Raw genomic sequence first — 24,852 nt, 5'->3', positions numbered from 1 at the left:
GTATAAAACACGTATACAGTAACTAGACTGGCAATTTTACCGAAAATCATTATTTACCAGTGAACCTACTACTGAGCATCAAGTGAGCATAAAACTGAGCATATCTCCCAGAAAAACCCGCCTACGCTAGAGACAGCAAACAAAAGCGTCAGGTAAAGATTATGACTCAAACCCTAGAACAACAACCCAGTGGCTTATATCTGCAAAACTCTAGCCAAGAGATTGCTTTTCCCCTCAAACACACTGAAGTAAAAGCCAAAATCGCTGGTAACATCTCACGGGTGGAAGTTACCCAAAGCTTTGAAAATCCATTTACCACAACCCTAGAAGCTGTTTATATCTTCCCCTTGCCAGATGAAGCCGCCGTTGATGATATGCTGATTCGCATAGGCGATCGCACAATTCAAGGCAGCATCAAAAAACGCCAAGAAGCTGTAGCCATTTACGAACAAGCCAGAAAACAAGGACAGACAGCCGGACTCCTCGAACAAGAACGAGACAATATCTTCACTCAATCCCTGGCAAATATCAAACCAGGCGAACAAATCGATGTGATTATTCGTTACAGCAACAGCCTAAAATTTGAGGGAGGAAATTATGAATTTGTCTTCCCAATGGTTGTTGGCCCCCGTTACATTCCCGGAATCACCATCGCAGAAGATGCAGTCGGGGGTGGTTCAGCTATTGCACCCATGACTTTAAATCAAGATACCGATTTAGTTCCAGATGCTTCCCGCTTAAACGCTCCCATTTTGCCAGCAGGAATGCGCTCAAGCCATGATATTAATGTCACCATCGAAATTAATGCTGGCGTTGAGATTCAGGATATTAACTCACCCTCTCACCAAATCCAAATCATCCATGAAGGACAGTTGGTAAATATCAAATTAGGAGGTGGAGACACCATACCCAATAAAGACCTAATTTTACGTTACCAAGTTGCCAGTAATCACATCCAAACAACCACGCTGACTCAAGTTGATGAACGGGGTGGACACTTCGCACTTTACCTGATTCCCGCCTTTGAGTATCGTCCTGATGAGATTGTCGCCAAAGATATGGTGTTTCTCATCGACTCCTCCGGTTCTCAAAGTGGCGAACCACTGATGCAATGTCAGGAATTGATGCGTCGTTTTATTAATGGACTCAACCCTGACGACACCTTCAACATTATTGATTTTTCCGATACCACACAGCAACTTTCACCCGTTCCTCTTCCTAATACTTCTGCAAATCGTTTATTAGCAATCAACTATATCAATCGGTTAAACGCTGGCGGTGGAACCGAGATGTTAGGCGGTATTCGCACCGTCTTAAATTTAAAAGCCACAAATCCAGGACGCTTGCGAAATATTGTTTTACTAACTGATGGCTATATCGGTAACGAAAACCAAATTTTAGCAGAAGTTAAACAGCGTCTCCAGCCAGGAACCCGCCTCCATAGCTTTGGTGCAGGTAGTTCGGTAAATCGGTTCTTACTCAATCGGATTGCAGAATTAGGACGGGGTATTGCTCGGATTATTCGTCACGATGAACCTGTAGATGAGGTGGTAGAAAAATTCTTCCACCAAATCAATAATCCAGTTCTCGCCAATATCCAATTGCAATGGGAGGGTGATGGGGAATCCCCAATTATGTATCCTTCTACACCACCAGATTTATTTGCAGAGCAACCATTAGTGCTATTTGGACACAAACCAGACGCGCATTCTGGAAAGTTGCACATCACTGGCATTGCTGCGGGTGGTAGGCGTTATCAGCACAGTTTTCACCTGAATTTTCCCCAAACAGGTAATCCTGCTATTGCTCAACTTTGGGGACGTTCCCGCATCAAGGATTTAATGAATCAAATGGTGAGTGGCGACACAAAGGGAGGTGTGGAAGCAGTGACAAATACGGCTCTGGCTTATCAACTGTTATCGCAATATACCGCTTTTGTTGCCGTCAGCGATGACATCAGAGTCAATCCCAACCAAGATTTTATGTCTGTGCAAGTACCTGTAGAAATACCTGAAGCAATCAGTCATAAAGGTATTTTTAGTAACCTAACTTTTGGCGCTGCTCCTGGTGCTGGAATGGCAAGGAGTCGCCAGCAGACGAAGAAACAATCTGCACCACCCTCACTATCTCCAATGTCTGTATTACCACCACCATCCCCAATGTCTGCACCAGCAAAACCGATGCAACGGTTTGAAGAAATGGAGTCATTGGCGATGGAACGCGATATTCCAGCATCAGAGCTAGAAATCGGATTTGCAGATGATGATTTTAGTAATCTTGATAGCCTGTTATCAGTTCCCGAAAGATCAATGCCACAATTGGAAGATTCAAAAGCCTTACACAAAGAAGAATCTTCTGTTCCTCGTTTACAAGTTGTGAACGTGACGGGATTGAATCAGCAGATGATTTTTAGGCTGACTCAATACTTGCAATCAATTCAACTCCCTAGAGGTTTTGGTGGTGATTTGGTGTTTGAATTCCAACTTAGCCGGGGACGGGTGAGACAGTTAGTACTGGATGAACAGGCTTCATCTCTGAAGGAACAGACAGTGATTGAATTAATTAAGCGATCGCTTTTAGCTTGGCTACCCTCCCAGACCCTCACCAGTACTGTGCTGTTAACACTTCGGATTCAACCCTAATCGCTCCTTTATTAATATAGTGGAGAGATAGTGGAGAGCGATCGCTAAAAGGGTTGGCGTAGGCATCGCTACCCCCTCACAGATATAGGTATTTAACAAATGTGGCTGAAATGGGATTTTCTGTTGGTTGAGACTCAAATTTTAATTTCTGATTTCCCACCCAAGAATAAACTTTCCTTATTTGAACCAAGTTCAGAACTCTGTTTGAGAGTGCCCACTCATGCCAAAATAAAAAAACCTATTATATCTGTGAGGTAAGGTGCAATACTTTTCGAATCAACCCTTTTTCAAGAAACCTCTAAGTGGTAATGCAAGATAAGTCAATTATGCTACCTTTCGGTTGGTGACATATCTTAGATTCAAAGAAGTAAGAAGAGTGAAAAATATTCATCAACAAAATTGGCTCAGATTTGTGAAACAGTTTTTTTTTAGCAGAAGTACTTGATACAAGTACTTTTGTCTAGATTAGTTACTACCACAAAAAAAACTGTCATAATTACAATCAGGTAAACACTCACTTCAGAAATATATTAAGAATAGAGATTCAATAATTTCTCCATACTGAAGTCTTAAATGCTATTAAAAATTGGAATACTTTTCTGCATGCAACAATTTCAAAGAACGTAAGACATACTTCTGATGTATTTTCTTCGTAGTTATGGTTGAAATTGTTAAGTTTTATGTTGAAAATAACGGTACTTGTTTTTGTAGTGTTGTCTATGTTTTATATTCTACTTTTAAAAGATGCTGAAACGTCTATGGTTTATATGCTTGGTGCAATAGTTTGTACACTTTTGTTAATAAATAATAAACTCTAATCTAGAAATTAATGGCTCTTCAGTACGCATTATACAACACTTATTCATTGCATAAATGCGAAAATGCACAGGTGTAACCAAAAATTTATATTATAGATTGTAGAACATTACTCATTAATTGTCACAGAAATATTGAGTCAATACTGTAAAAGGTATCGCTTTAATACTTTGAGATAAACTAATTATTCTAGTTACTCTCGGTATCTGATTTGATGGTAATACGAATCAGATGTCAATAAACACCCTATTCATATAATGGTGGGGTGCAAGGCATTGTGCCCCAACAAAAGGTGTGGTTCAAATACATGAAAACTACTGTAAAATGAGTGAATCGACAGATATTAATTTGCACCAAGACTACCACAAAGATAAGCATCTCTGCGGTAGTTATTAGTTAAAGACTATTAAAGTAAAGCAAAAAAAGGCAGGTCTAGCTTAATTTGCTAGGTTCAATTATCCCAATTCTAGAAAGTAGAGTTCTTAGACTTAGTTAACCCATCGCTTCCACGGCACTTAGCATGAAATTAATCCGCTGCTCAAACTCTAGATTTTTGATCAATGCGGCAAATTCATCCGTTTCATCAGGAAGTTGATAGTCGGAGGGCACTTGAATTATGCTTCCATCCTCCATTCCTTGTGCCAGAAGGAACCAAACGTCTAATTTAGCATTGGGACTTAGACTATTATAGGTTTGGCTGATATCGTTATCTGCACCATTAATAATGTCGCGTTGTGCTTGCAGTTGTTGTTCTTTAGACAAGTCCAGGAATTTGTCAAACACTGCTTTTGCAGGAGTTTCAACACTTAGAGGAGGTGCAGGTTTTAGATGCTCTTTAAGATCAAGATAACCGAACCAAAGTAGGGCTAGCTGAGTATCTACATCAAAGCGTTGAAAAGTTTCTAAAGCTGGTCTTGTTGCTTCATCAACTGTGTAAGTCATAAAAAACTCCAACTAAGTTAAGGGTATTCCGATTTGCTCAGTTACTACTGAAAAAATTGCTTTCAGTGCTTCATACAACTTAACGAACAAATCCGGATAGATAACCCTATTTAGGATAGGTATAAGACTCACAACATAAGACAGATATACATAACCCAAGTTGCTAGTTACAAAAATGCCTGCTTCGATGTATGGAAAGCAAAGATATTCGATTTCTACAAACCTTACTTACAGCAGTTTTCATGTATTTGAACCACATCCGTCGTAGGGCGCAAGGCCTTGCGCCCCTACCCTATGGGTCTATTTACCTGAAAATCGCTGTAATTAGCCTTTGGTGTTTCCGAAGCATTCTGTTACGCAGATAAAGCGCTAATGTTATAGTAGTATAGGAAATGAGCTAACATTTCCCTCAATTCACGGCATTTGCATATAAGATAGGTACTCTAATGCGTGAATAAATATCTGGAGAGGTGTCCGAGCGGTTCATGGTGACGCACTCGAAATGCGTTTTGGGGAAACCCAACGGGGGTTCGAATCCCCCCCTCTCCGTTTAAAAATATTTTTCAAGAACTGGACAAACAGATTGTGTTTGGCTTGAAAACTGGCAGGTATAATTATTTACAAGTGGAACGATCTCATATTTACGTGTCTACTGAGTCAAATATTGCCCAAAAACACTAAAATATACAGCGCCAACACAAATTTTTGGGATAAACTAATGCCATCGTGTGAGGAGTGAACGATGGCAAATCTCAGCCTGGGGAAAGAGTTTTCATTTAGTTTTATCAGTATCTGTTTATATCTGGGTATTAGTATAGGAGTCGTTATTCGGCTTGGGCAATCACAGCAATTAAACGCTGCGACTACACCCACTGAACCTGTATTATTACCCTTTGCTATTCCTGAACCTAGGTCATTCACACCAAAACAGCAAATCTCTTCAGATATTATTACTATCAAAGCTGTTGGAGATATTATTCCCGGCACTAATTTCCCTAACTATAGATTACCCCGATTTCGAGATCAATTATTACCAAAGTCAGTGAGATCCCACTTGCAAGGATCAGATATTTTATTTGGTAACTTTGAAAGTAGCTTAACTAATTATCCTTACACTACTAAAGATACTAGTAGAGGACAAGTCTTTGCTTTTCGCTCTCCACCTGGATATGCTCGGCTATTTGCTGAGGCTGGTTTTAATGTGTTTAATATGGCAAATAACCATGCAATGGATTTCGGCCCGGTAGGGTTCAAAGATACAAAGAAAAATCTTGAGGCTGTGGGCATTGCAACATTAGGTCATAAAAATCAAATTCTCTATTTGAAAGCTAACAATATCCCTGTGGCAATGGTCGGGTTTTCTCCTTATGAAATGTATAATTCCATCCATAATTTAGGAGCAGCCCAAGCACTTGTAGCAGAAGCAAAAAATAAAGCAAAGATTGTAGTAGTATCGATGCACGCTGGAGCCGAAGGGACTGGGGCGCTACATATTAAGAATCAGACAGAGTTTTTTTATGGAGAAAACCGAGGTAATTCAATCCAGTTTGCTCGAAATATGATTGATGCGGGAGCAGATTTAGTACTAGGACATGGGCCTCATGTTCCGAGAGCGATGGAAATTTATAAGGGAAAAATCATTGCCTATTCTTTAGGGAATTTTTTAGGATATCGAACTTTATCTACAAATGCCCAGACGGGTGACTCGATGATTTTAGAAGTCAAACTAAACTCTGTGGGAAATCTGGTATCAAGTAAAATTATCCCTGTGCGGATGAGTCAGCAAGGAATCCCTCAAATAGATCAACATTTTCGGACTGTGAAACTTATACGTTCTTTGAATAATCAAGCTTTTCCAAAAAATCCGGTAAAGATTAATAAGAAAGGGGAAGTTGTTGTAAAGAAAAGTAAATCAGGAATTTAGCTATGTTACAGAAGGGTAACTCTCAAGTAGTTCTTGATACAGAAAATCTCCTTTTTGGGACTGTGAAGAAAAAATCTAAAATTGACTAATTATTGTCATCTTGTAGCTTTTCCTGCAATTTGCGATCGCTCTGGGGTTGATTATCGGTTGGTGAATTTTGCTTTTCCAATGTTGGTACTACTACAGCAGAAGGATCTGACTGTTTGGATTGTGTCGGTGGTGCTGCTGGTATAACCACAGAATTTGGTGGAATTATCGGTTGAGGGGAAGCAGAATTCTGATTAGAGGCGGGTGAGTTATTTTGTGGCAATGGCGCAGGGGAAGCATTACGAGATGACCGGATCGCCCGTAGTTTTTCCACTAGCGAGGGTGTAGGGGAAACGCTAGGTGAAGATGGAGATTGCTGCAAATCGCCCCGTTGTGATTCTCCTGTAGGGCTGCTAGGAGTTTCTTCGGGGGAAGAACGGCGATTACGTCGGCGCTGCTTGGAATTAGAAAGAGGTGCTGATTCTGTTCTTGAGGTGGTGTTAGTCTCTGCACCATTTTCTAAGCTAGGTACTTTCGCGGCTGGTTGTTGAGTAGGCTGTTCAAAAAGCGGCTTTGTGGTTGGCTGCGGCTGAGATTTGGGTAAAATGCTAGTGATGCCAAAACCTGCGGTAGCAGCAACCAAGGCTACGCCTACACCTATGAGTATTTGAGATGATCCCGGTTTTTTTGCCAGTGGATTTCCTTTAGCGATGCCTGGGTTGGGCTGTGCCAGCACAGATGGCTTATGAAGGCGATTTTGGCTAGTTTTTCCAAGTAAAGTTGCAGCTTGTTGGGCAGATAAATTGACAGTTGGGACTGCATAAGTTGCTAAGGCTTCCGGTGTCATCAGCCCCTCATTTCCAGGTAGGAGTTGTAACCACTCGGCAACTGTCGCTGGTCGAAAACGAGACTCCACCGCCATACCGCGCATTATTGCCTGATTGACAGCAGCACTCAAGTGTGGTTGCAATTCGCGGGGGGAAGGCATTTGTTCGCGATCGCGCAATAATGCTGGCATAGGTACTTGTGCTGTCAACAGTGCATACAAAGTTGCGGCTAAACCATAAACATCTGTGGCGGGTGTGCGCGGCGCTTGCGTCAAATACTGCTCAATTGGAGAATAACCTTCAGAAACCAGACCAGTGTGAGTCTGTCTAACACCGCCATTAAATTCCCTGGCAATGCCAAAATCAATTAGTACTACTTCTTGTGTTCCTTGACGAAGAATAATATTATCTGGTTTAATATCTCGGTGCAGCAAACCATTGTTATGTACTACCTGTAAAGCTGCTCCAATTTGCCGAATGTAATGAATTGCTGTGGCTTCAGGCAAAGTTATTCCTGGTAATACAAATGCGTCTCCCAAGGTTTCGCCACGAATGTATTCCATTACCATGTAAGGCAGTCCAGCTTCCACAAAAAAGTCACTGACTCGGACTATATTTGGATGAATACACGTAGCTAATCGTCTGGCTTCATCTTGGAATTGGCGCTCAAATTTCGCAAAATCAGGATGTTGTCGCAGCCGTTCATTGATGGTTTTCATCACCACCTCCTGGCCCAAGTAGTGATGGGTAGCTTTAAATGTAATCCCAAAGCCACCCCGCCCTATTTCTTGAATTAGGGTATATTTTCCATCTTGCAAAATTGTGCCTGCTAACATAAAGAGTCCTGAATCCTGAGTGAGCAGATAAATAGCGAGTCCTGAGTCTTGAGGAATTTCTAAAAATTTTCCCGTATTTTATATGAGGCAGGGTTTATTACCTGTCTATTCTACGGGATGATTTAGTTGTCGGAACTCCCTAAGCGAGAAAACCTCCCCACCTCACAAAAGTTTTATCTTTTTCAGATGATAACGCGGGAGTCAAGAAATTCTGAAGTAGGAAAAAGACTTAAGCTATCTGCTATATCCGTAATGTCAAGGAGAAAATACGACTCGACGCGCTAGTTGCTACAACATAGTTTCTTAATTGACGCTTTAATTTCGTCTTAATTCAGCACAAGCTGAAACACTCAAAGCACTCTCCCACCCAGCTATTCCCCGCTACCTTGACTACTTTGAGCTAGATTCACCCAACAGCAGAGGATTTGCATTCGTACAAAGTTATATCTATATCCCAGCCCAATCTCTAGAAGCACAACTCAAAACTGGGCGTAGTTTCAGTGAAGAAGAAGTTAAGAAACTAGCAAAAGCCATTCTAGAAATTCTCAAATATCTGCATGGCCGTCAAACGCCCATAATTCATCGTGATATCAAACCAAGCAATATTCTATTAATAAATCGCTCTGGTTGAGCGATTGGCTAGGCTTACCAATTACTAGAGAGTAAATCACAAACTAAATTCGGCAGCGCCATCTTCATCTACACCTGCATTCTTACCCATAGCAGTAGGTTTAAATTTAGAGCCATGAATTAATTCAGCGAATGCAATTCCTGAATTTTGGTGAAGAATATTCAGCACACTCATAAAATCTCGCACAATTTCCCCTGGTGTCAGTAATGCTTCTGCACCCAAGCGATTAATAATTTCTTGCACAAACTCCTTCAACTCACGATTTGTCAAAGTCTGTTCATACCCAAAATTCAGTGCATGAATCTCAGCTAAACGCTGCAGAAGGGTTAAGATTTCTGCTTCACTCAACGGATTTAGCCGAATCACTGGCCCTGAATTTTCTTGAACATTAGCTTGTGCGACAAAACGACTTTCTTTTGTGCGTCTTTGCCAAGCTTGGTCTGCAAAAAGTCCGCGTTTAGGGTCTTCTAAAAATTTAGTTGTTCCACCAACAACAATTCCAAGATGTTCTGCTTTACATTGCATGGTGTCGTTAAACATTGCCAGGAGTCGATTATAATTCTTTTCTCGCGTTACCTTAGTAGATATTTGATATAAATGTACGGCTTCATCAACTAAAATCAACAGTCCTTTATAGCCAATCTCAGCGACAAACTTCGCAAACAATTTTATATAGTCATACCAACTATCATCATCAATAATAACGCGCACTCCTAAAGCTGCTCTTGCCTCAACTTTAGTAGTAAATTCTCCCCGCAACCAGCGCATCGCCGCATTTTTTAAATTATCATCATCCATTCGGTAGCCACGCCAATAAGCGATAATCACGCTACCAAAATCGAAGCCATGAACTAAATCTTCAATATATTGAACTACTTCCCTAATTTTTGATTCAACTTTGTCATCAAAACCATCGTCATTGGGACGCATTTCAGTTTCTTTAACCACTTCTTGTTGAATTTTATTAATCCATCCTTCTAAAATCGAGACTAAAGCACCACCATCAGGACGAGTTTTTGTAGCTAGGTGGCTCATTAATTCTCGATAGGTGGCTACACCTTCATTGTTGCTTCCAGCTAATCGGCGTTCAGAAGATAAATCAGCATCCGCTACTACAAAACCTTGCTCCATAGCGCGGTTACGAAGTAGTTGCAATAAAAAACTTTTCCCGGAACCGTAGTTACCAATTATGAAGCGAAATGCTGCTACACCTTCTGCAATATCATCAAGATTTTGTAATAGGCTTTTTAGTTCTTTTTCTCGACCTACTGCGATATATTCAACTCCTACTCTTGGTACTACCCCTGCACCAAGGGAATTGATTAAACCAGTGGAGATTTTTTTCGAGATTTTGAGCTTTGCCATGTATTACACTTCTTTTTATTCTAAACGCATAAGCACGCAGTAAATAGGTAAGGTACATATTCACCTTACTACTAACCTTACGACGGCAATAATATTTTAATTTGGCGACGCATGTCTAGCCATGAGACTTTCATGCGTTGCAATCATTTTTTTGACATGGGTAATATGCTCATGGTAGACTTCTGGAATTTCCGAATCTGAGTTAATTATTAATTCCCCAATAGTATCATTTGCCCGTTCATTTATAGAATCGATTAAAAGATTTGGCATAGTGATATTTGCTTCGGCAATTTTTTTAATAGCAGCCTTGGGATTATCTTGCTCGACTATCGCTTTTAATACTTGTAGTTCGTATCCTGGGAGATTTTCTAAAAGATTAGTCCATTCTTCAGATATATTCTCTGATGTATCAATTTCCGATTTATTTATGACTGCTGTAGTTTCCATTATTTCAGAAAAGGGAAACAATTCAGTATCATCTTCTTGGAAATTATCAGTTAAAGGTTCTTGATTAAATGTTTCTAGTTGTTGGAGTAATTCCCATACTTGATTTTGCAATGAATCTCGTTCTTCTTGCAATAAGGAAATTTGCCCTTGCAACTGCTGTAATTCGGCTTTGTGTTCTGCTAGTTGGGTTTGTGAAGAATGTAGGATAGCTTGAATATTTTCTCTTTCGGCTTTTGTCGCTACCAGCAACTGATTTTTTTGGGTTGTCTCAACTTCTAACTCTTGAATTGCAATTCGCAGTTCGTATAGTTTTTCTTCTAATTGGGGTTTGAGTCTGCCTAAAAGAGTTAAATTACTTTCAACTTCTTGTTTCTCTTGCTGAAGTTCTGAAATTTGGCTTTGCAATTGCGTGATTTCAGCACGAGATACATTACAATTCGACTCTAGACGACGCTTTTCTGCTGTAAGTATAGAAAAAGCATTGTTCAATTCTGTTTGATTTTTCTGCAAGTTATTAATTTCAGTTTGCAGAGTATTGATTTCAGTTTCTAGCTGTTTTTTCTGTCCAGTAAATGTTCTTAATTCCCGATGTAAACTATCTCTTTGATTACGGCTTTCTGTGACTTGATTTTGGAGTTGCTGTGACTCTGCATATAATAAATTATGATGTTCTTCGATTTGATTTATTTCTCTGACAACACGAGCTTTCAACCCCTCCATTTCTTTAATTCGTTTGCGGAGAGAACCTAAAACAAACATTTCATAATTTCTCCGCCGCTTATCTACAAATAATGCTGTTGCATAGATAGTAGCGGCAGTAATTAAACCTGTGAGAAAAGCTTTATTAAAATCCCAGCTTGGGACGAGACTAAGACCAAAACTCACACTAAAGGCAACTATTCCTAGTATAAATCGATTGCTGATCGTTACTGATTGCATATTGCTCGTTTTTAGCGTAGTGAAATTATCAGAATAAGTAAGTTTCATACTAATTCGTAATACTCGCCATTGGCGTAGAGTCTCGTAGAGAAGGCGAGAAGCAAGCTACGTAATTTGTAATTACATTGGCGGATACGCGAATGTAATTACGAATTAAAATACACAGGTTATTCTGTTTGGTTAAATAAGGCATTTTTCCAAAGTTTTGTATCATAGTATTTCTGAAATATCTAGTTTTAATTACTGGCACATCATGTTGTTATGTAACTAACAAAAAAAATTAATCATCAATAAATTAATTTTAATCCGAAGAATTGGATGTATTGTTGTTTGCATAAAAAAGTCTTAAATCTGCTTTTAAAAAATCAACAAACTGCCGTGCTGTACGTCCAGAACGACCGTTGTGACGAGTTGCCCACTGTAATGCTTGAAACTCCAAATCTTCTTGGGTAATATTAATTTCAGCTTGTGCTGCTAGATGTTGTACTATCTTTAAATAAGTTTTCTGATCGGCTGGTTCAAAGGTCAAGGTTAAACCAAAGCGATCGCTAAACGAAAGCTTCTCCTGCATCGTATCCCAAGCATGGATTTCCTCATTATCCTTGGGGGTAGGTCTATCTACAAAGAACTCCCGAATCAGATGGCGACGATTGGAAGTAGCATACACAACTACATTCTGCGGTCGCGCGGTTAAATTACCTTCTAAAACTACCTTGAGCGCTTTAAAGGCATCATCATCTTCTTCAAAGGAAAGATCGTCGACAAAGATAATAAATTTTTGTGACACTCCTCGTAAATGTTCCACAATTTCTGGTAAGTCTTTTAAATCAGATTTTGTCACTTCCAATAAGCGGAGACTACGCTCGCTATATTCATTTAACAAAGATTTCACTAAAGAAGATTTGCCAGAACCACGACTACCGTAAAGTAATACATGGAGTGCCATCTCTCCTGATAATAAAAACTCTGTATTTTTCAACAAAGCATCTCTTTGAGACTCGTAACCTACAAGCGCACTCAACTTAACCGGATCAGAATATCGGATACCGATAAACTGCCCAGCTTGCCAACGTAAAGCGCGATATTCTGCAAATAAACCAGAGCCACATTGCTGATAATAAGCCGCCAACTCTTCTACAGCATCACCCCAATTATCTAAGTCTTGTAAATATGTAGCGAACTTGGTCTCTACTCCTACGAATTCTTGCTCTTTATACCACACTACTGGCGAAATCGGCATGTGAGCTACGCTTTGTATCCACTCACTCAAAGAGGCGCTGCTACATTCATAGAGACTTTGTAATATTTGTAAATCATGTTGCACTGCTGCTACTAAAGCTGGAGGTAATTCTTCAAATTCTTTCACTTGGGCCAGTTTTGTAAAAGGATTATTAGAGAAGAGAAGTTGAGTAATTAAATAGTCTTCCCAGTTTTGATTTTTAGCAGCTAAAGCGTGGAAGTAACGACCGTAGGCTTGGAGACAACCCCGTGCATCAGAGTCAGTGTAACGTATAGCTTGCAACAGTTCCAGAAATGCTATCCCCACTTCGCCTTGAAGAACAGACTGGTACAGTAAAAGTGAGGCCGCTTGACGCTGGAGATATTGGACTTTTGTATATGAGGAAGTACTTGTTATTGGCATCGCTTGATTATCCATCAATCAACTGTGTGGTATAGCTATTTAGCTATGGTAAATTGTCGGCTGACCTTGGCAGTAAAGTCAAAATCTACAGATGTATTAACAATGAATTTAAGTATAATTGCTGCTTTCGCTTACGGCATATTAGCGATCGCTGGTGGAATTATTGGCTATACTCAGGCTAGAAGTAGGGTTTCACTGTTAAGTGGTAGCATTAGTGGTTTTTTACTAATACTTGCCGCTTACTTTCAACTCCAAGGACAAACCTGGGGTTTGATTTTAGCGCTGTTAGTGACTAGTGTTTTAGTGGTAGTCTTTGCTTTTCGATTAGCTAAAACACGTAAGTTTATGCCGGCGGGATTAATGACGATTTTGGGGATGGTGGCATTGGCAGTGATAGTGAATCAAATGGTGGCTTTAAAGTAGCATCAGTCTCAATACTTTTCGGTTAAGGGGGAAAGGGGAAAGGGAAAGGGTTTCAATTTATTTTTCCCCAAGCCCAGTAACCTTTCCCCAGATCAAAAGAGAGATTGTTGGGTTTATCCGAAAAGTATTGGCATCAGTCTATAAGTAATAGCCACGTTCCTGTTTTTATGAAGAAGGGGAAAGGGGAAGGGGGAAAGGGGAAGGGGGAAAGGTAAAAACCTCACCCCTTGTGGGCGAAATAATCCAAATTTTATGAGGAAGGTAAAAACCTCGCCCGCAAGTGGCGCGACAATCATCATCCCTTTCCCCTTTAACCTTTTCCCTTTTATATCCAAGGGTATGCATTCACAAAGCAAGCTAACGCATTCACAATGCAAGCCGATGCATTTACAATGCAAGCCGACGCATTCACAATGCAAGCCGATGCACTAACAAAGCACAGTATTGCCAAATTTGATTCGTTACGAATTAATGAAATGCTGTAGTTAGCGCAAAATCTGGTCAATCATCCGGTTCGCCTGGGAAGCATAACCTCCCCCGAATAAATTGAAGTGATTCAAAATGTGATAGAGGTTATAAAGTGTTTTTCTCTGCTCATAGCCTGTATCTAAAGGAAAAACTTCGTTATAACCTTTGTAAAAAGCTGCGGGGAACCCACCAAATAATTCTGTCATGGCAATATCAACTTCGCGATCGCCAAAATAAGTTGCTGGATCAAAAATCACGGGTTCTCCTGACGCAGTACACCCGGCATTTCCGCCCCATAAATCGCCATGTACTAAAGAAGGTTGTACTTGGTGCGCCAATAGTTCAGGGATAGCTGCTAGTAGTTTTTCTTGCTGGGGGAAACTTTCTCCCCGTCGCCTTGCCAACTGAAATTGATAACCAAGGCGATGTTTAATATAAAATTCTGTCCAGTCTGGTGTCCAAGTATTGATTTGGGGCGTTGAACCAATGGTATTGTTAATTTTCCAACCAAAACCTTGGCTACTGCTAGCTTGATGCATCGCCGCCAACTTGCGCCCCATCTCTTCCCACGAGTTGCTGTTGCCATTACCAAGTTCTAACCATTCCAGCACAATGTAGCTAGAGTTCTCAGCTACACCCCAGCAAATAGGTTTTGGGATGCGAATACTAGCTGTTGCTAGCATTTCTTTTAAACCCAATGCCTCAGCCTCAAACATCGCAACTTGAGATGCAACGTTGAGCTTGACGAAGTAGGTAATCTCATCATTGGAAACAGCATAACCTTGGTTGATACATCCGCCACCAACCGATCGCTGTTGCTGACTTTGAAATTTTTCGCCAGTCACCTGGCTGATATGGGTGTCCATTTGAGTCCACATGATTGAATTGGGAAAGGGGGGATAGGGAGCAGGGGAGGCAGGGGAGCAGGGGAGGCAGGGGAGCAGAGGGACAAGGAAGGTGACAAAAGTTTAGAACTTACAATAAGTCTTTCCCCTTGTCCCCAAGTCCTCTTTCCAATTCCCAATTCCCCATTCCCCATTCCCCATTTTTAATTTACGGCTTAACGACAACTACACCATAAGCATCTGGGGAAAGATACTCTTTGGCTGCTTGCATTAAGTCAGTTGCATCTTGACTCTGAATATAATCTGGGTAGTTAAAGGCGGGTTCTAAATCTCCCACCAAGGAATGATAGTAACCATACAACCCAGTGCGATCGCTTGGTGTCTCATTGCCAAAAATAAATCTGTTCGCTACTCGCCGCCGTACACGGGCAATTTCTGACTCTGTGATTAACTCGGTTTGGACTGTGCGAATATGTTGAGCGATCGCATTCTCTACTTCTGCTAAATTTTCTACTGCACATTTAGCTGAAATATAAAATGTCCCTTGCAGCTGATTGCTCATATTGCTCACAGAAATTGAAGAAACTAATCCCCGTTCTTCTCGTAAATCTCTCACCAATCTAGATGTCCGTCCGTGTCCCAAAACTCCTGCTAAAACATCCAATCCATAGGTGCGATCTAACTGCACCATTCCTGGAACCCGCCAAAGCATCAATAGCCTGCCTTGCTGGAGACTTTCATCTGTAAATTCTCGGCGGACAATTTCTGTAAATGGTGACTCAGGATTTAGTGAGGAGTGGGGGGTGGGGAGTGGGGAGTGCTGAGTTTTATTAGCTTTTGTAAATCCTTCAGCAACGATCGCAATTAATTCTTCCACAGGCAAATTGCCTACAGCTACAGCAGTAATTGACTGGGGTTGATACCAACTATGATGAAAATCCCGCATCTGTTGGGGTTTAAGTTCGGCAATCACCGATTCTGGACCCAATACCGGACGACGATAAGGTAATTCATTATATGCTGTCTCCATTGCCCGGCGAAATGTCCGCCGTTGGGGATTATCTTCTGAACGCCTAATTTCTTCTAAAACTACTAATCGCTCACGTTCAAAAGCATCATCGGGAATACTAGCATTTGATACTACATCTATTTGTAATGGAGCAAGCTGGGCAAAATCTTTGGGGGCAGTAGTTATATAGTAATGAGTATAGTCTTGGCTAGTAGCGGCATTGGTGACAGCACCCCGTTCTTCAATTCGACGTTCAAACTCGCCGCTAGCCAGTCGTTCTGTTCCCTTAAAAATCATGTGTTCTAAAAAGTGAGCCATACCGTTAATGGCATCAGATTCGACGGCTGAACCAACTTTAATCCATAAGTTGAGGTTTACAGCTTCAACTGGCATCTGCTCCGCTATGATTGTCAAACCATTGGGTAACTGATGCAGGGTTGGGCTATGAAGACGAGTAAATTTCCGCAGGGTTGAAGTCATTGCTACTTGTGTGAGGAGCTATCTTACTTCTTTATCTTATCCGCGACGCAAAATCTATATAAAAAGACCTCTCCCTAGTTGTAAAGTAGGTCGGCGAAATTAAAGCTAACTGGCTAAGGCTGTCATTTGTCCTTTGTCATTGGTCATTAGTAAGGGTTTTAAGTATATTTACGTTTCGCAACATACTTAGTTTTTTTAACGCCAACTTACTTACTACGCAAAATCTGTCCCTCTTTGACTCAAAGAAGGACAGACTTTAACTTTAGTTCTAAATAGGGAAAGTTCGGCGAACTAACGAGAGTAAGGATTATTGAAGGTTTCCCAAGCTGCAATAGCCGCCTTATGCAGGCGAAAACTGAAGTCCACTACGTCTTTCATCAATAAATACCAGTTTCTCTCAACTTCATCCTGAATTACCGCCCAAGAGTCCTCTAAGCGATCGCGTTGCATCAGTTTTCTGCCTTCAACCAATTCTCGTGCTTGTCGCACAGCTTTCAAATAGGTTTCACGTGTGAGAGTTCCTGCTGAATCAGCCTCAGCTTGAGCGCGTCTTTTTAGTGCCTCAATCAGCGCTTTGGTTTCGCGCTTCACTTCATCACTTTCGTTAGCCATTTCGGTTTCTACTAGTTCGTCGGTTTGAGAACTAATTTCTACAATTACTATGGATTCTGTAGATTCAATGACTGTGCTTTCAAAGGATTCGATGTTGTTAGCATTCATAGTTAAAACATCCTTAATTGCAAAATTTACTTTTGGATGAAAACTACATCAAATGACAAATCAATAAGCTTTTGTTGGCAGTTGTTGCTCTAATTTCAATAATGCTGCAACTCTTGCTTCTGTCGCAGGGTGACTGGAAAATAAGTTACCTAAAAACTGTCCAGAGATAGAATTGATAATTAATAACGGTTCAAAAGCTGGATTGGCATTTAAAGGGATCTGTTTTGCTGAGGCTTCTAAGCGTTGTAATGCCCTAGCTAAGGCGCGGGGATTACCAGTTAATCTAGCAGAACCTGCATCAGCAGAGAATTCTCGTGTGCGCGAAATTGCTAGCTGAATAATTGTCGCAGCCAATGGCGCAAGCATTACTGTTAACAAAACGCCCAAAGGATTACCGCCTCTGTTGTTATCTCGTGAACCACCGCCAAACCATAAGCTATAACTCACCATTTGCGCTAGGAATGAGATCGCACCAGCAACGGTAGCAGCAACAGCTTGTGTCAGGGTGTCACGATTAATAATGTGGGTGAGTTCGTGGGCGATAACACCTTCGAGTTCATCATCTGGCAATATATTCAAAATGCCTTCGGTGACAGCCACAGCAGCGTGTTCTGGATCGCGCCCTGTAGCGAAGGCGTTAGCACCTTGGCTTGGGACAATGTAAACTCTAGGCATAGGAATGTTAGCGCGATCGCTTAATCTCTGCACCATCCGATAAAGTCCTGGTGCTTCGCTTTCACTCACAGGCTGGGCCTGATATACTGCCAGAGCAATCTTATCTGATTGATACCAGGAAAATAGGTTTGTTACTGCTGCCAAGCCAATTCCAATTATCAAGCCACTACTACCGCCAATTACCCAGTAACTAATTGCGATCAAAAGTCCACTTAATGCAGCGAGCAAAGCAGCTGTTTTCACTTGATTTCCCATATTTTCGCTCTCCTACTAATGCTGTATGAATTTTCTAGAAAACAGCATTACTTAAGCCATACCTTAATGGTATCCAGCTAAACCTAGATATATAGTACAGAAAACCTATCTGATAAGTACGGTTTTCCTACTTAACTTTTATAAAAAATAATTTAGTTGTTTTTGATACTTGTTATCTGGAGAATATTTGGATTTACAAATAACAAAAAGACATCTATCTGTAGAAGTAAATTATTTATTTAGGCAGAAATTAAGCAGTTATAGTATGAAACAACTACGTCAATTTGAACTGTTTACTAAATCATCGCTTCCAATTCTTCTAAAGCTTGAAAACTTCCTACTTGCCAACTGCGTTCCACGGCAGCAGGAATAATTTGAGTAATAGCTATATCTTCAAAATTAGGACTGGTATTAGATTTTATGTATTTCCCATCTCTGAGCAAATAAATAGAAAGGTTTCCACTGTCGTAAACCCATAATTCTGGGACTCCAATGGCTTCATAAGCATCAAGAGTAGTTTTGGATGTAACATCAGTTTCAATGGCTAAATCTGGGGGCGGATCATCAGGTTGTAAGCGCCGATGACCAATCATTTGTTGATAATTTTGAATATAAAAGCAAGCATCAGGTTCAACTCCTGCTACGCCATGCCGTTTAAAGGTGGTGGAACCAAAAGGTTGATATCTGATATTTTTAGCCTTTAGCAATATTTTGACAATATCAGAAATTAAATCTTTGGGAATTTCATGTTCTGGTAAAGGAGCCATAATTTCTAAAGTACCCTGGCTGTAGGCAATTCGTGTAGTTCTTTTTTGTCCCAATTCTTCTAAAATAGATTCAAATTCTTGCCAGCTAACATCAGGAATAGTCACCGCGCTACCAGGTGCTAACTGCATCCGGCTAACAGCTTTGAAAACGGGGATAGCAGCAGTCATGTCGCTTCGCTCCAATTCAAAATTCAATATTCAAAATTGAAAATTCAATATCTATCAGGTTGCGGTGGATAATACAGCCCACCGTAACCTTTAGACTAATAGAATGAGTTTAACAAAAGCGATCGCTCTACACTTTAAACTTCTCAGTAATCCGCTTCATCGCCTCTTCGACATTCTCCCGGCTGTTAAATGCCGAAATGCGGAAGTAACCTTCACCCGCAGCACCAAAGCCAGAACCAGGTGTCCCCACAACGTTGACGGTTTGCAGCAACTTATCAAAGAATTCCCAACTGGATAAACCATTAGGAGTTTTCACCCAAACATAAGGTGCATTCACGCCACCATAAACTGACAATCCGGCGGCTGTGAGTTTCTCGCGGATAATTTTGGCGTTTTCTAGATAGAAACTAACCAATCCTTTGATTTGTGCTTGCCCTTCTTCAGAGTAAACCGCTTCGGCTCCCCGTTGAACAATGTAAGAAACACCATTAAATTTGGTAGACTGGCGGCGATTCCAGAGTTTCCATAGTTCTACATCGGAACCATCGGCGGCTTTTCCGGTGAGTGTCTTCGGTACTACGGTTAAGGCACAACGAGTTCCTGTAAAGCCTGCATTCTTGGAAAAAGACCGAAACTCGATCGCAACATCTCTTGCACCTTCTATTTCATAAATTGAGTGGGGAATCGATGGATCGGTAATATAAGCTTCGTAGGCTGCATCAAAGAAAATAATCGAGCCATTAGCTTTGGCATAGTCCACCCATGCCTTTAAATATTCCTTAGTAGCAGTTGCGCCAGTGGGATTATTGGGAAAGCAGAGATAAATTAAATCAACTTTCTTTGAGGGAATCTCTGCGATGAAGTTGTTATCAGCCGTAATTGGTAGATAAACTAAGCCTTCAAACTCGCCTTTATCGTTGGCATCCCCAGTATTTCCCACCATCACGTTAGTGTCTACATACACAGGGTAAACTGGGTCAGTAACGGCAATTAGATTGTCATGACCAAAGATTTCCAGAATATTGCCAGTATCGCACTTGGAACCATCGGAGACAAAGATTTCGGAAGCATCTATATCGGCTCCTCGTGCTTGGAAATCATGAGCAGCAATTTTTTCCCGTAACCAAGCGTAGCCTTGCTCTGGCCCGTAGCCTTTGAAGGTATTGCGATCGCCCATTTCTTCCACAGCTTTAATCATAGCTGTGCGGCAAGCCTCCGGTAGAGGTTCGGTAACATCACCAATGCCCAGCCGGATGATTTTAGCATCAGGATTTGCTTCTGCAAAGGCATTCACCCGCCGAGCAATTTCTGGAAACAGATAACCTGCTTTCAGTTTCAGGTAGTTGTCGTTAATAGTTGCCATTATGTAGATATGAAAAAACGCCCTCAAATAGCTTACTGCTAATTTATGAGGGCGGGGAGTGGGGAGTGGGGATGAAGGAGCAGGGGAGGCAGGGGAAGCAGGGGGAGAATAACTAATGACTAATGACAAATTCCCAATTAGACATTTACAGGCTGTTTACTATCAGCTGATGTGTAATTGCGATCGCTAATTACAAACTCCGTGATTGATTCTTTACCTGTAATTAATCTTGCTCCGCGATTACGGGTGAAATAGTTCCATGCCCACTGAATCATTACTACTAATTTGTTGTCAAATTCAATTAAGAAGTAGATGTGAATCACCAGCCAAAACAGCCATGCAACGAAACCTTTCAGCTTGATAAAGCCCAAATCTACCACAGCAGAATTGTGCCCAATCATCGCTAAACTACCATGATCGGTATAAGCAAAGGGTGGCAAACTTTTACCTGCAAGTCGCTGTTGCACTAATGTTGCTACATATTCACCTTCTTGCTTGGCTACAGGTGCAACACCAGGTAGGGGTTTACCATTTTGATGAGAAAAATTTGCTAAGTCGCCAACTACAAAAATATTGGGATGTCCCTTAATACTCAAGTCAGGTTCAACGATAATCCGTCCAGCGCGATCGCACTCAGCACCTGTGCGTTCTGCTAACACTTTTCCCATTGCTGAAGCTTTTACGCCTGCTGCCCATAATACGGTTTTTGAGGCAATTTCTTTAACTTCATCGCCTTGTTTGAGGGTAACAGTATCATTTTCAATATTCGTTACCAGTGTTTTTGTCTGGACAACCACCCCCAAGCGCGTCAAGGATGCTTCCGCTTCTTGTGATAACTCTGGTGCAAAGGGTGGAAGAATCCGATCCAAACCTTCTAATAGCAAAATTTTCGCTTCCGATGTGTCGATGTTGCGGAAATCTTCTTTGAGGGTTTGATTTGCCAATTCTGCGATCGCACCCGCTAACTCTACACCAGTTGGGCCGCCACCCACAATTACAAAAGTTAACCAAGCACGGCGTTTTTCTGGATCGGTTTCTTTTTCTGCGGCTTCAAAGGCTGAAAAAATCCGGCTACGCATTTCTATGGCATCTTCTACAGTTTTCAAGCCGGGGGCGAATTCTTCCCAGTTATCTTTACCAAAGTAGGAATGCTTTGCACCTGTGGCAACAATCAACGTATCGTAAGCTATTGCTTCGTCGCCCACAGTCACTTGTTTTGCTTCTGGATCGATATTATTCACCTCTCCCAGCAGCACTTTCGTATTCTTGCTCTTGCTGAGGACAGAACGCAACGGTGAGGAAATATCAGCAGGAGATAGCGCACCTGTGGCGACTTGATATAAAAGGGGTTGAAATAGATGAAAGTTACGTTTATCGATTAGGGTAACGTTTACTGCTGCCTTGGCGAGTGTTTTTGCCGCATAAAGTCCACCAAAACCACCGCCAACAATAACTACTTTATGGGGTGGATTATTGTCAAGTGAATTTACCATAAGAAATATTATCGTGTATGCCGACTATTGTAACTATTCTTAACAAATTTGTATCAAAATTGTCATCATATTTTTTGTATTGCTCTTTACATTTGAAGAATGATTAAAGCAATCAAAACTACAGAAGAAATAGAACTTTTAAAGATAGAGGGTTAGACAATAAGATTTGGCAATATTTAACATCCTGTTTGCTTATGTAAATTTATCAACGGTAGATGTAGGATTTATGCAAATTCATTCAGAACGAGTTGATTCTGGTGTTTGTGTCAAACGTGGGGAATGAGTTTGCCGCCAACGGTTAAAGCCATAGATAAGAGCAGCAAAAATTAACAAATAGGGACTGTAAACAATTAACCAAATACCCAGCTTGAGTAAGCCAACAGAAAATGCACTCAAAGAATGGGTAGAGTTATTCCAAGTTTCCTGAACTTGCAAACCAAAAGCAGGTTGTGGACTGGTGCTAGAAACTGCTGCTTCAAGGTTCAGCGTAATTGTGGAATATGCAACTTGATTTTTTAGGTTTTTCAGTTGGGCATCAATTTGTTCTATTGTTTGTCGGACATTACTCAGTTCTTGTGAAACACTAAGCACATCTCTCACAGAACCTGCCCGATCCATAATTTTTTGCAAATTGGCTTCGGTTTTTTGTAAATTGGTTAATCTGGCTTGGAAATTTACCAAGCGATCGCCTACATCTTCGGCAGTAATATTACGACTCTCAACAGTGCCCAATTTAGCTAGCTGTTCTAGGGTAGGTTCTAGCCGATTCTCTGGTATCCGCAATTGGATTGTTGCTGTGTAACGCGGGTTGTCACTTTTGGGTTGTTGTTGTTTCAACCCGATTAAATCCCCTTGCTGTTGATTGATAATTTGCGAAACAGCATCAACAGTTTTATCTACAGAGTTGACAGTCAAAGAGATTGCTGCTTTTTTGATGAGTTGGGGGCGAGAACGGTTTATTGGTGAAACTTCCGCCTTTTGGGAAATACTGTTTTCACGAGTAGATAATTGATTTACCGCGCCATTGGCTGCAACTTGAGGTGCAGACTGATTTGTTGACCGATCCGAAGAAGCGCAACTGGTGAAAATCATCCCTCCTAATAACGCACTTACAAATAAAGCAGATGTGCGCGGTAATTTAGTCAAAGCGTACATAATCTATCCTCAGATGGATGAAGTTAAACCCAGTATTGCTGAAGTAAAACTCAAAGCCTGTATTGTTGCGATTTATGTAACGGGGTTTGTCATTTGTCATTTATCATTTGTAAATAATTATTCTTCCCCAGTCCCCAGTCCCCAGTCCCCAGTCCCCAGTCCCCAGTCCCCAGTCCCCAATCCCCAGTCCCCAGTCCCCAGTCCCTAGTCCCTGGTTCAAGAGAATAAAGTTCATCTGTGGTTACTCAATTTGAGGTACAATCGTAAGCCTGCCAATAAATGACGATGCTTGCTGACAGGAGATGCTTCTATGGCCCGGATGTACTATGACGAAGATGCCAATTTAGACCTTTTGGCTGGAAAAACTATTGCTATCATCGGCTATGGTTCTCAAGGTCATGCCCACGCTCTCAATCTCAAAGATAGTGGTTTGAATGTGATTGTGGGACTATATCCGGGTAGTAAGTCAGTAGCAAAAGCTGAAGCTGCTGGGTTAACTGTGAAGAATGTCGCAGATGCTGCCAATGCTGCTGACTTTATCATGATTTTGTTACCTGATGAAGTCCAAAAAACGATTTACAAAAACGAGATTGAACCAAATTTAGAAGAAGGAAATGTGTTAGCTTTTGCCCACGGTTTTAATATTCACTTTGGGCAAGTTGTACCACCAGATAATGTAGATGTGGTGATGGTTGCACCAAAAGGGCCGGGGCATTTGGTACGGCGGACTTATGAAGGTGGGGAAGGTGTACCAGCGCTGTTTGCAGTTTATCAAGATGCCAGTGGTCAGGCACGCGATCGCGCCATGTCTTATGCTAAAGGTATTGGTGGTACTCGCGCTGGTGTTCTCGAAACCACTTTCCGCGAAGAAACCGAAACCGATTTATTTGGCGAACAAGCCGTATTGTGCGGTGGTTTGAGTGCTTTAATCAAAGCCGGATTTGAAACTTTGGTAGAAGCTGGTTATCAACCAGAATTGGCTTATTTTGAATGTCTGCATGAAGTAAAGCTGATTGTTGACTTGGTAGTAGAAGGCGGTTTAGCTAAAATGCGCGATAGCATTTCTAACACTGCTGAATATGGCGATTATACCCGTGGGCCAAGGATTGTTACCGAACAAACTAAAGCTGAAATGCAAAAGATTCTCAGCGAAATTCAATCTGGGCAATTTGCACGAGAATTCGTTCTAGAAAACCAAGCTGGTAAACCAGGATTTACCGCCATGCGTCGCAAAGAATCTGAACACAAAATTGAGGAAGTTGGTAAAGATTTACGCGCTATGTTTAGCTGGTTGAAAAAAGCTTAAGCAAAACAAGGATCTGAATATAGAGACGTTACATTACAACGTCTCTACAATGATTTTGAAATTACGCAAAATTATTTTTCATGCCGCTATAGATGTTATTTAAAATGCGTAGAATAGGTGCATTTTAAATAACATCTTTTGCTTTAGATTTTGAGATAATCTGCAATGTACTCTCCATAGCGATCGCGCAACATTTGTTCGCGGAATTTGAATCCTAATGTTTTCCCTCGACAGGATAGAGATTTGCACAAGCACCGCGAGACAGCTATTGATTCATATTCAGTGGTTTCGTAGTCCCAGCTAATTTCCTCACCGGCTTCGATATCGCCCAAAGCAACGAAGTCATATCCCCCAAACTGATTGTTGCTTACGCCAGTATTTGGATCGCAAGAATGATTGATGACGACAGCAGGCTCATCTAGGTTGACATACAAATTAAAATCCATTTGAAAGGAATAAATTGTTCGTTGGGGAACTTCTTCAATTGGGATACCCACCACAACGGTTTCCCCTTTGGCAAATTTTTTCGTAGCAAATACTCCTCTTCCTTTTGCTGTTTCCTGAATCGTGACATGAAAATTGAGCTTTACAGCTGAAATTGACTCTATTGTATTCATAGATAAAGACCCAGTATGTTTAAATTTCTTGCTGCCAAATTTCAAACTTGGCTTAGTTAGATTTCACTTT

The 24,852-nt window shown here is 41.1% G+C and carries 19 protein-coding genes, 1 tRNA gene and 1 pseudogene; 7 read left to right on the top strand and 14 right to left on the bottom strand.

The window, feature by feature from the left end:
- Window positions 1–161: 161 nt before the first annotated feature.
- Window positions 162–2,642, top strand: coding sequence for a VIT domain-containing protein (locus tag H6G86_RS12330; RefSeq protein WP_190934581.1), 2,481 nt, complete (start codon window positions 162–164; stop codon window positions 2,640–2,642).
- 1,308 nt (window positions 2,643–3,950) lie between these two features.
- Here H6G86_RS12330 and H6G86_RS12325 read toward each other — a convergent pair.
- Entirely contained in the window at window positions 3,951–4,400 is a 450-nt protein-coding gene (locus H6G86_RS12325) for an orange carotenoid protein N-terminal domain-containing protein (protein WP_190934580.1), read from the bottom strand.
- Between the two features lie 464 nt (window positions 4,401–4,864).
- On the opposite strand from H6G86_RS12325, the gene H6G86_RS12320 reads away from it, so the two are divergent.
- Window positions 4,865–4,949: transfer RNA gene (locus tag H6G86_RS12320), tRNA-Ser, on the top strand.
- A 193-nt stretch (window positions 4,950–5,142) separates the two neighbouring features.
- On the top strand, window positions 5,143–6,324 hold the full coding sequence (locus H6G86_RS12315; protein ID WP_190934579.1) for a CapA family protein: 1,182 nt from the start codon (window positions 5,143–5,145) through the stop codon (window positions 6,322–6,324).
- Window positions 6,325–6,409: 85 nt separating this feature from the next.
- Here H6G86_RS12315 and H6G86_RS12310 read toward each other — a convergent pair whose 3' ends face one another.
- Window positions 6,410–8,014, bottom strand: a complete 1,605-nt coding sequence (locus H6G86_RS12310; protein ID WP_190934578.1) for a serine/threonine protein kinase — start codon at window positions 8,012–8,014, stop codon at window positions 6,410–6,412.
- A 334-nt stretch (window positions 8,015–8,348) separates the two neighbouring features.
- Here H6G86_RS12310 and H6G86_RS12305 point away from each other — a divergent pair.
- Window positions 8,349–8,642, top strand: a pseudogene (locus H6G86_RS12305) (protein kinase domain-containing protein); the annotation flags it as partial.
- Window positions 8,643–8,681: 39 nt separating this feature from the next.
- Here H6G86_RS12305 and H6G86_RS12300 read toward each other — a convergent pair.
- The 3 genes from H6G86_RS12300 to H6G86_RS12290 form a co-directional block, all read right to left on the bottom strand.
- Window positions 8,682–10,010, bottom strand: coding sequence for an ATP-binding protein (locus H6G86_RS12300; protein WP_190934577.1), 1,329 nt, complete (start codon window positions 10,008–10,010; stop codon window positions 8,682–8,684).
- Window positions 10,011–10,106: 96 nt separating this feature from the next.
- Window positions 10,107–11,396, bottom strand: a complete 1,290-nt coding sequence (locus H6G86_RS12295; protein ID WP_190934576.1) for a tellurite resistance TerB C-terminal domain-containing protein — start codon at window positions 11,394–11,396, stop codon at window positions 10,107–10,109.
- Between the two features lie 301 nt (window positions 11,397–11,697).
- Window positions 11,698–13,053: an ATP-binding protein gene (locus H6G86_RS12290; protein ID WP_190934575.1), complete on the bottom strand. Its 1,356-nt coding sequence runs from the start codon at window positions 13,051–13,053 to the stop codon at window positions 11,698–11,700.
- An 87-nt stretch (window positions 13,054–13,140) separates the two neighbouring features.
- Here H6G86_RS12290 and H6G86_RS12285 point away from each other — a divergent pair, with 87 nt between their 5' ends.
- Window positions 13,141–13,461 carry a TMEM14 family protein gene (locus tag H6G86_RS12285; RefSeq protein ID WP_190934574.1) on the top strand — a complete coding sequence of 107 codons (321 nt, stop codon included), beginning with the start codon at window positions 13,141–13,143 and terminating at the stop codon, window positions 13,459–13,461.
- Window positions 13,462–13,946: 485 nt separating this feature from the next.
- Here H6G86_RS12285 and H6G86_RS12280 read toward each other — a convergent pair whose 3' ends face one another.
- From H6G86_RS12280 to H6G86_RS12245, 8 genes are all read right to left on the bottom strand, one after another.
- Window positions 13,947–14,807, bottom strand: coding sequence for a fructosamine kinase family protein (locus H6G86_RS12280; protein ID WP_190934573.1), 861 nt, complete (start codon window positions 14,805–14,807; stop codon window positions 13,947–13,949).
- A gap of 175 nt (window positions 14,808–14,982) precedes the next feature.
- Window positions 14,983–16,263, bottom strand: a complete 1,281-nt coding sequence (locus H6G86_RS12275) for a M16 family metallopeptidase (protein ID WP_190934572.1) — start codon at window positions 16,261–16,263, stop codon at window positions 14,983–14,985.
- A 291-nt stretch (window positions 16,264–16,554) separates the two neighbouring features.
- Window positions 16,555–16,983 carry a hypothetical protein gene (locus H6G86_RS12270; protein ID WP_190934571.1) on the bottom strand — a complete coding sequence of 143 codons (429 nt, stop codon included), beginning with the start codon at window positions 16,981–16,983 and terminating at the stop codon, window positions 16,555–16,557.
- A gap of 60 nt (window positions 16,984–17,043) precedes the next feature.
- Entirely contained in the window at window positions 17,044–17,913 is an 870-nt protein-coding gene (locus H6G86_RS12265) for a zinc metalloprotease HtpX (protein ID WP_190934570.1), read from the bottom strand.
- Between the two features lie 296 nt (window positions 17,914–18,209).
- Window positions 18,210–18,848 carry a Uma2 family endonuclease gene (locus H6G86_RS12260; protein ID WP_190934569.1) on the bottom strand — a complete coding sequence of 213 codons (639 nt, stop codon included), beginning with the start codon at window positions 18,846–18,848 and terminating at the stop codon, window positions 18,210–18,212.
- Between the two features lie 127 nt (window positions 18,849–18,975).
- The gene (locus H6G86_RS12255) at window positions 18,976–20,211 is read right to left on the bottom strand and encodes an LL-diaminopimelate aminotransferase (RefSeq protein WP_190934568.1); all 1,236 of its coding nucleotides are present in this window, start codon (window positions 20,209–20,211) and stop codon (window positions 18,976–18,978) included.
- Between the two features lie 137 nt (window positions 20,212–20,348).
- Window positions 20,349–21,704 (bottom strand): NAD(P)/FAD-dependent oxidoreductase, encoded by a 1,356-nt coding sequence (locus H6G86_RS12250; protein WP_190934567.1) that lies wholly within the window; start codon window positions 21,702–21,704, stop codon window positions 20,349–20,351.
- A gap of 234 nt (window positions 21,705–21,938) precedes the next feature.
- The gene (locus H6G86_RS12245) at window positions 21,939–22,859 is read right to left on the bottom strand and encodes a DUF4349 domain-containing protein (protein WP_190934566.1); all 921 of its coding nucleotides are present in this window, start codon (window positions 22,857–22,859) and stop codon (window positions 21,939–21,941) included.
- A 13-nt stretch (window positions 22,860–22,872) separates the two neighbouring features.
- Here H6G86_RS12245 and H6G86_RS38385 point away from each other — a divergent pair, with 13 nt between their 5' ends.
- Together H6G86_RS38385 and ilvC are read left to right on the top strand one after the other, a co-directional pair.
- Window positions 22,873–23,067: a hypothetical protein gene (locus H6G86_RS38385; protein WP_206758433.1), complete on the top strand. Its 195-nt coding sequence runs from the start codon at window positions 22,873–22,875 to the stop codon at window positions 23,065–23,067.
- Between the two features lie 102 nt (window positions 23,068–23,169).
- The gene (gene ilvC, locus H6G86_RS12240) at window positions 23,170–24,165 is read left to right on the top strand and encodes a ketol-acid reductoisomerase (protein ID WP_179073886.1); all 996 of its coding nucleotides are present in this window, start codon (window positions 23,170–23,172) and stop codon (window positions 24,163–24,165) included.
- A 143-nt stretch (window positions 24,166–24,308) separates the two neighbouring features.
- Here the strand turns inward: ilvC and H6G86_RS12235 are convergent, their stop codons facing one another.
- Window positions 24,309–24,782, bottom strand: coding sequence for an SET domain-containing protein (locus tag H6G86_RS12235; protein WP_190934565.1), 474 nt, complete (start codon window positions 24,780–24,782; stop codon window positions 24,309–24,311).
- Window positions 24,783–24,852 lie beyond the last annotated feature (70 nt).

Source organism: Nostoc sp. FACHB-133, from assembly GCF_014698055.1.
In the GTDB taxonomy this organism is placed as follows: Bacteria; Cyanobacteriota; Cyanobacteriia; order Cyanobacteriales; family Nostocaceae; genus Nostoc.
Note: the sequence above shows the minus strand (reverse complement) of the source record. Positions and strands in the feature narration are given on the sequence as shown.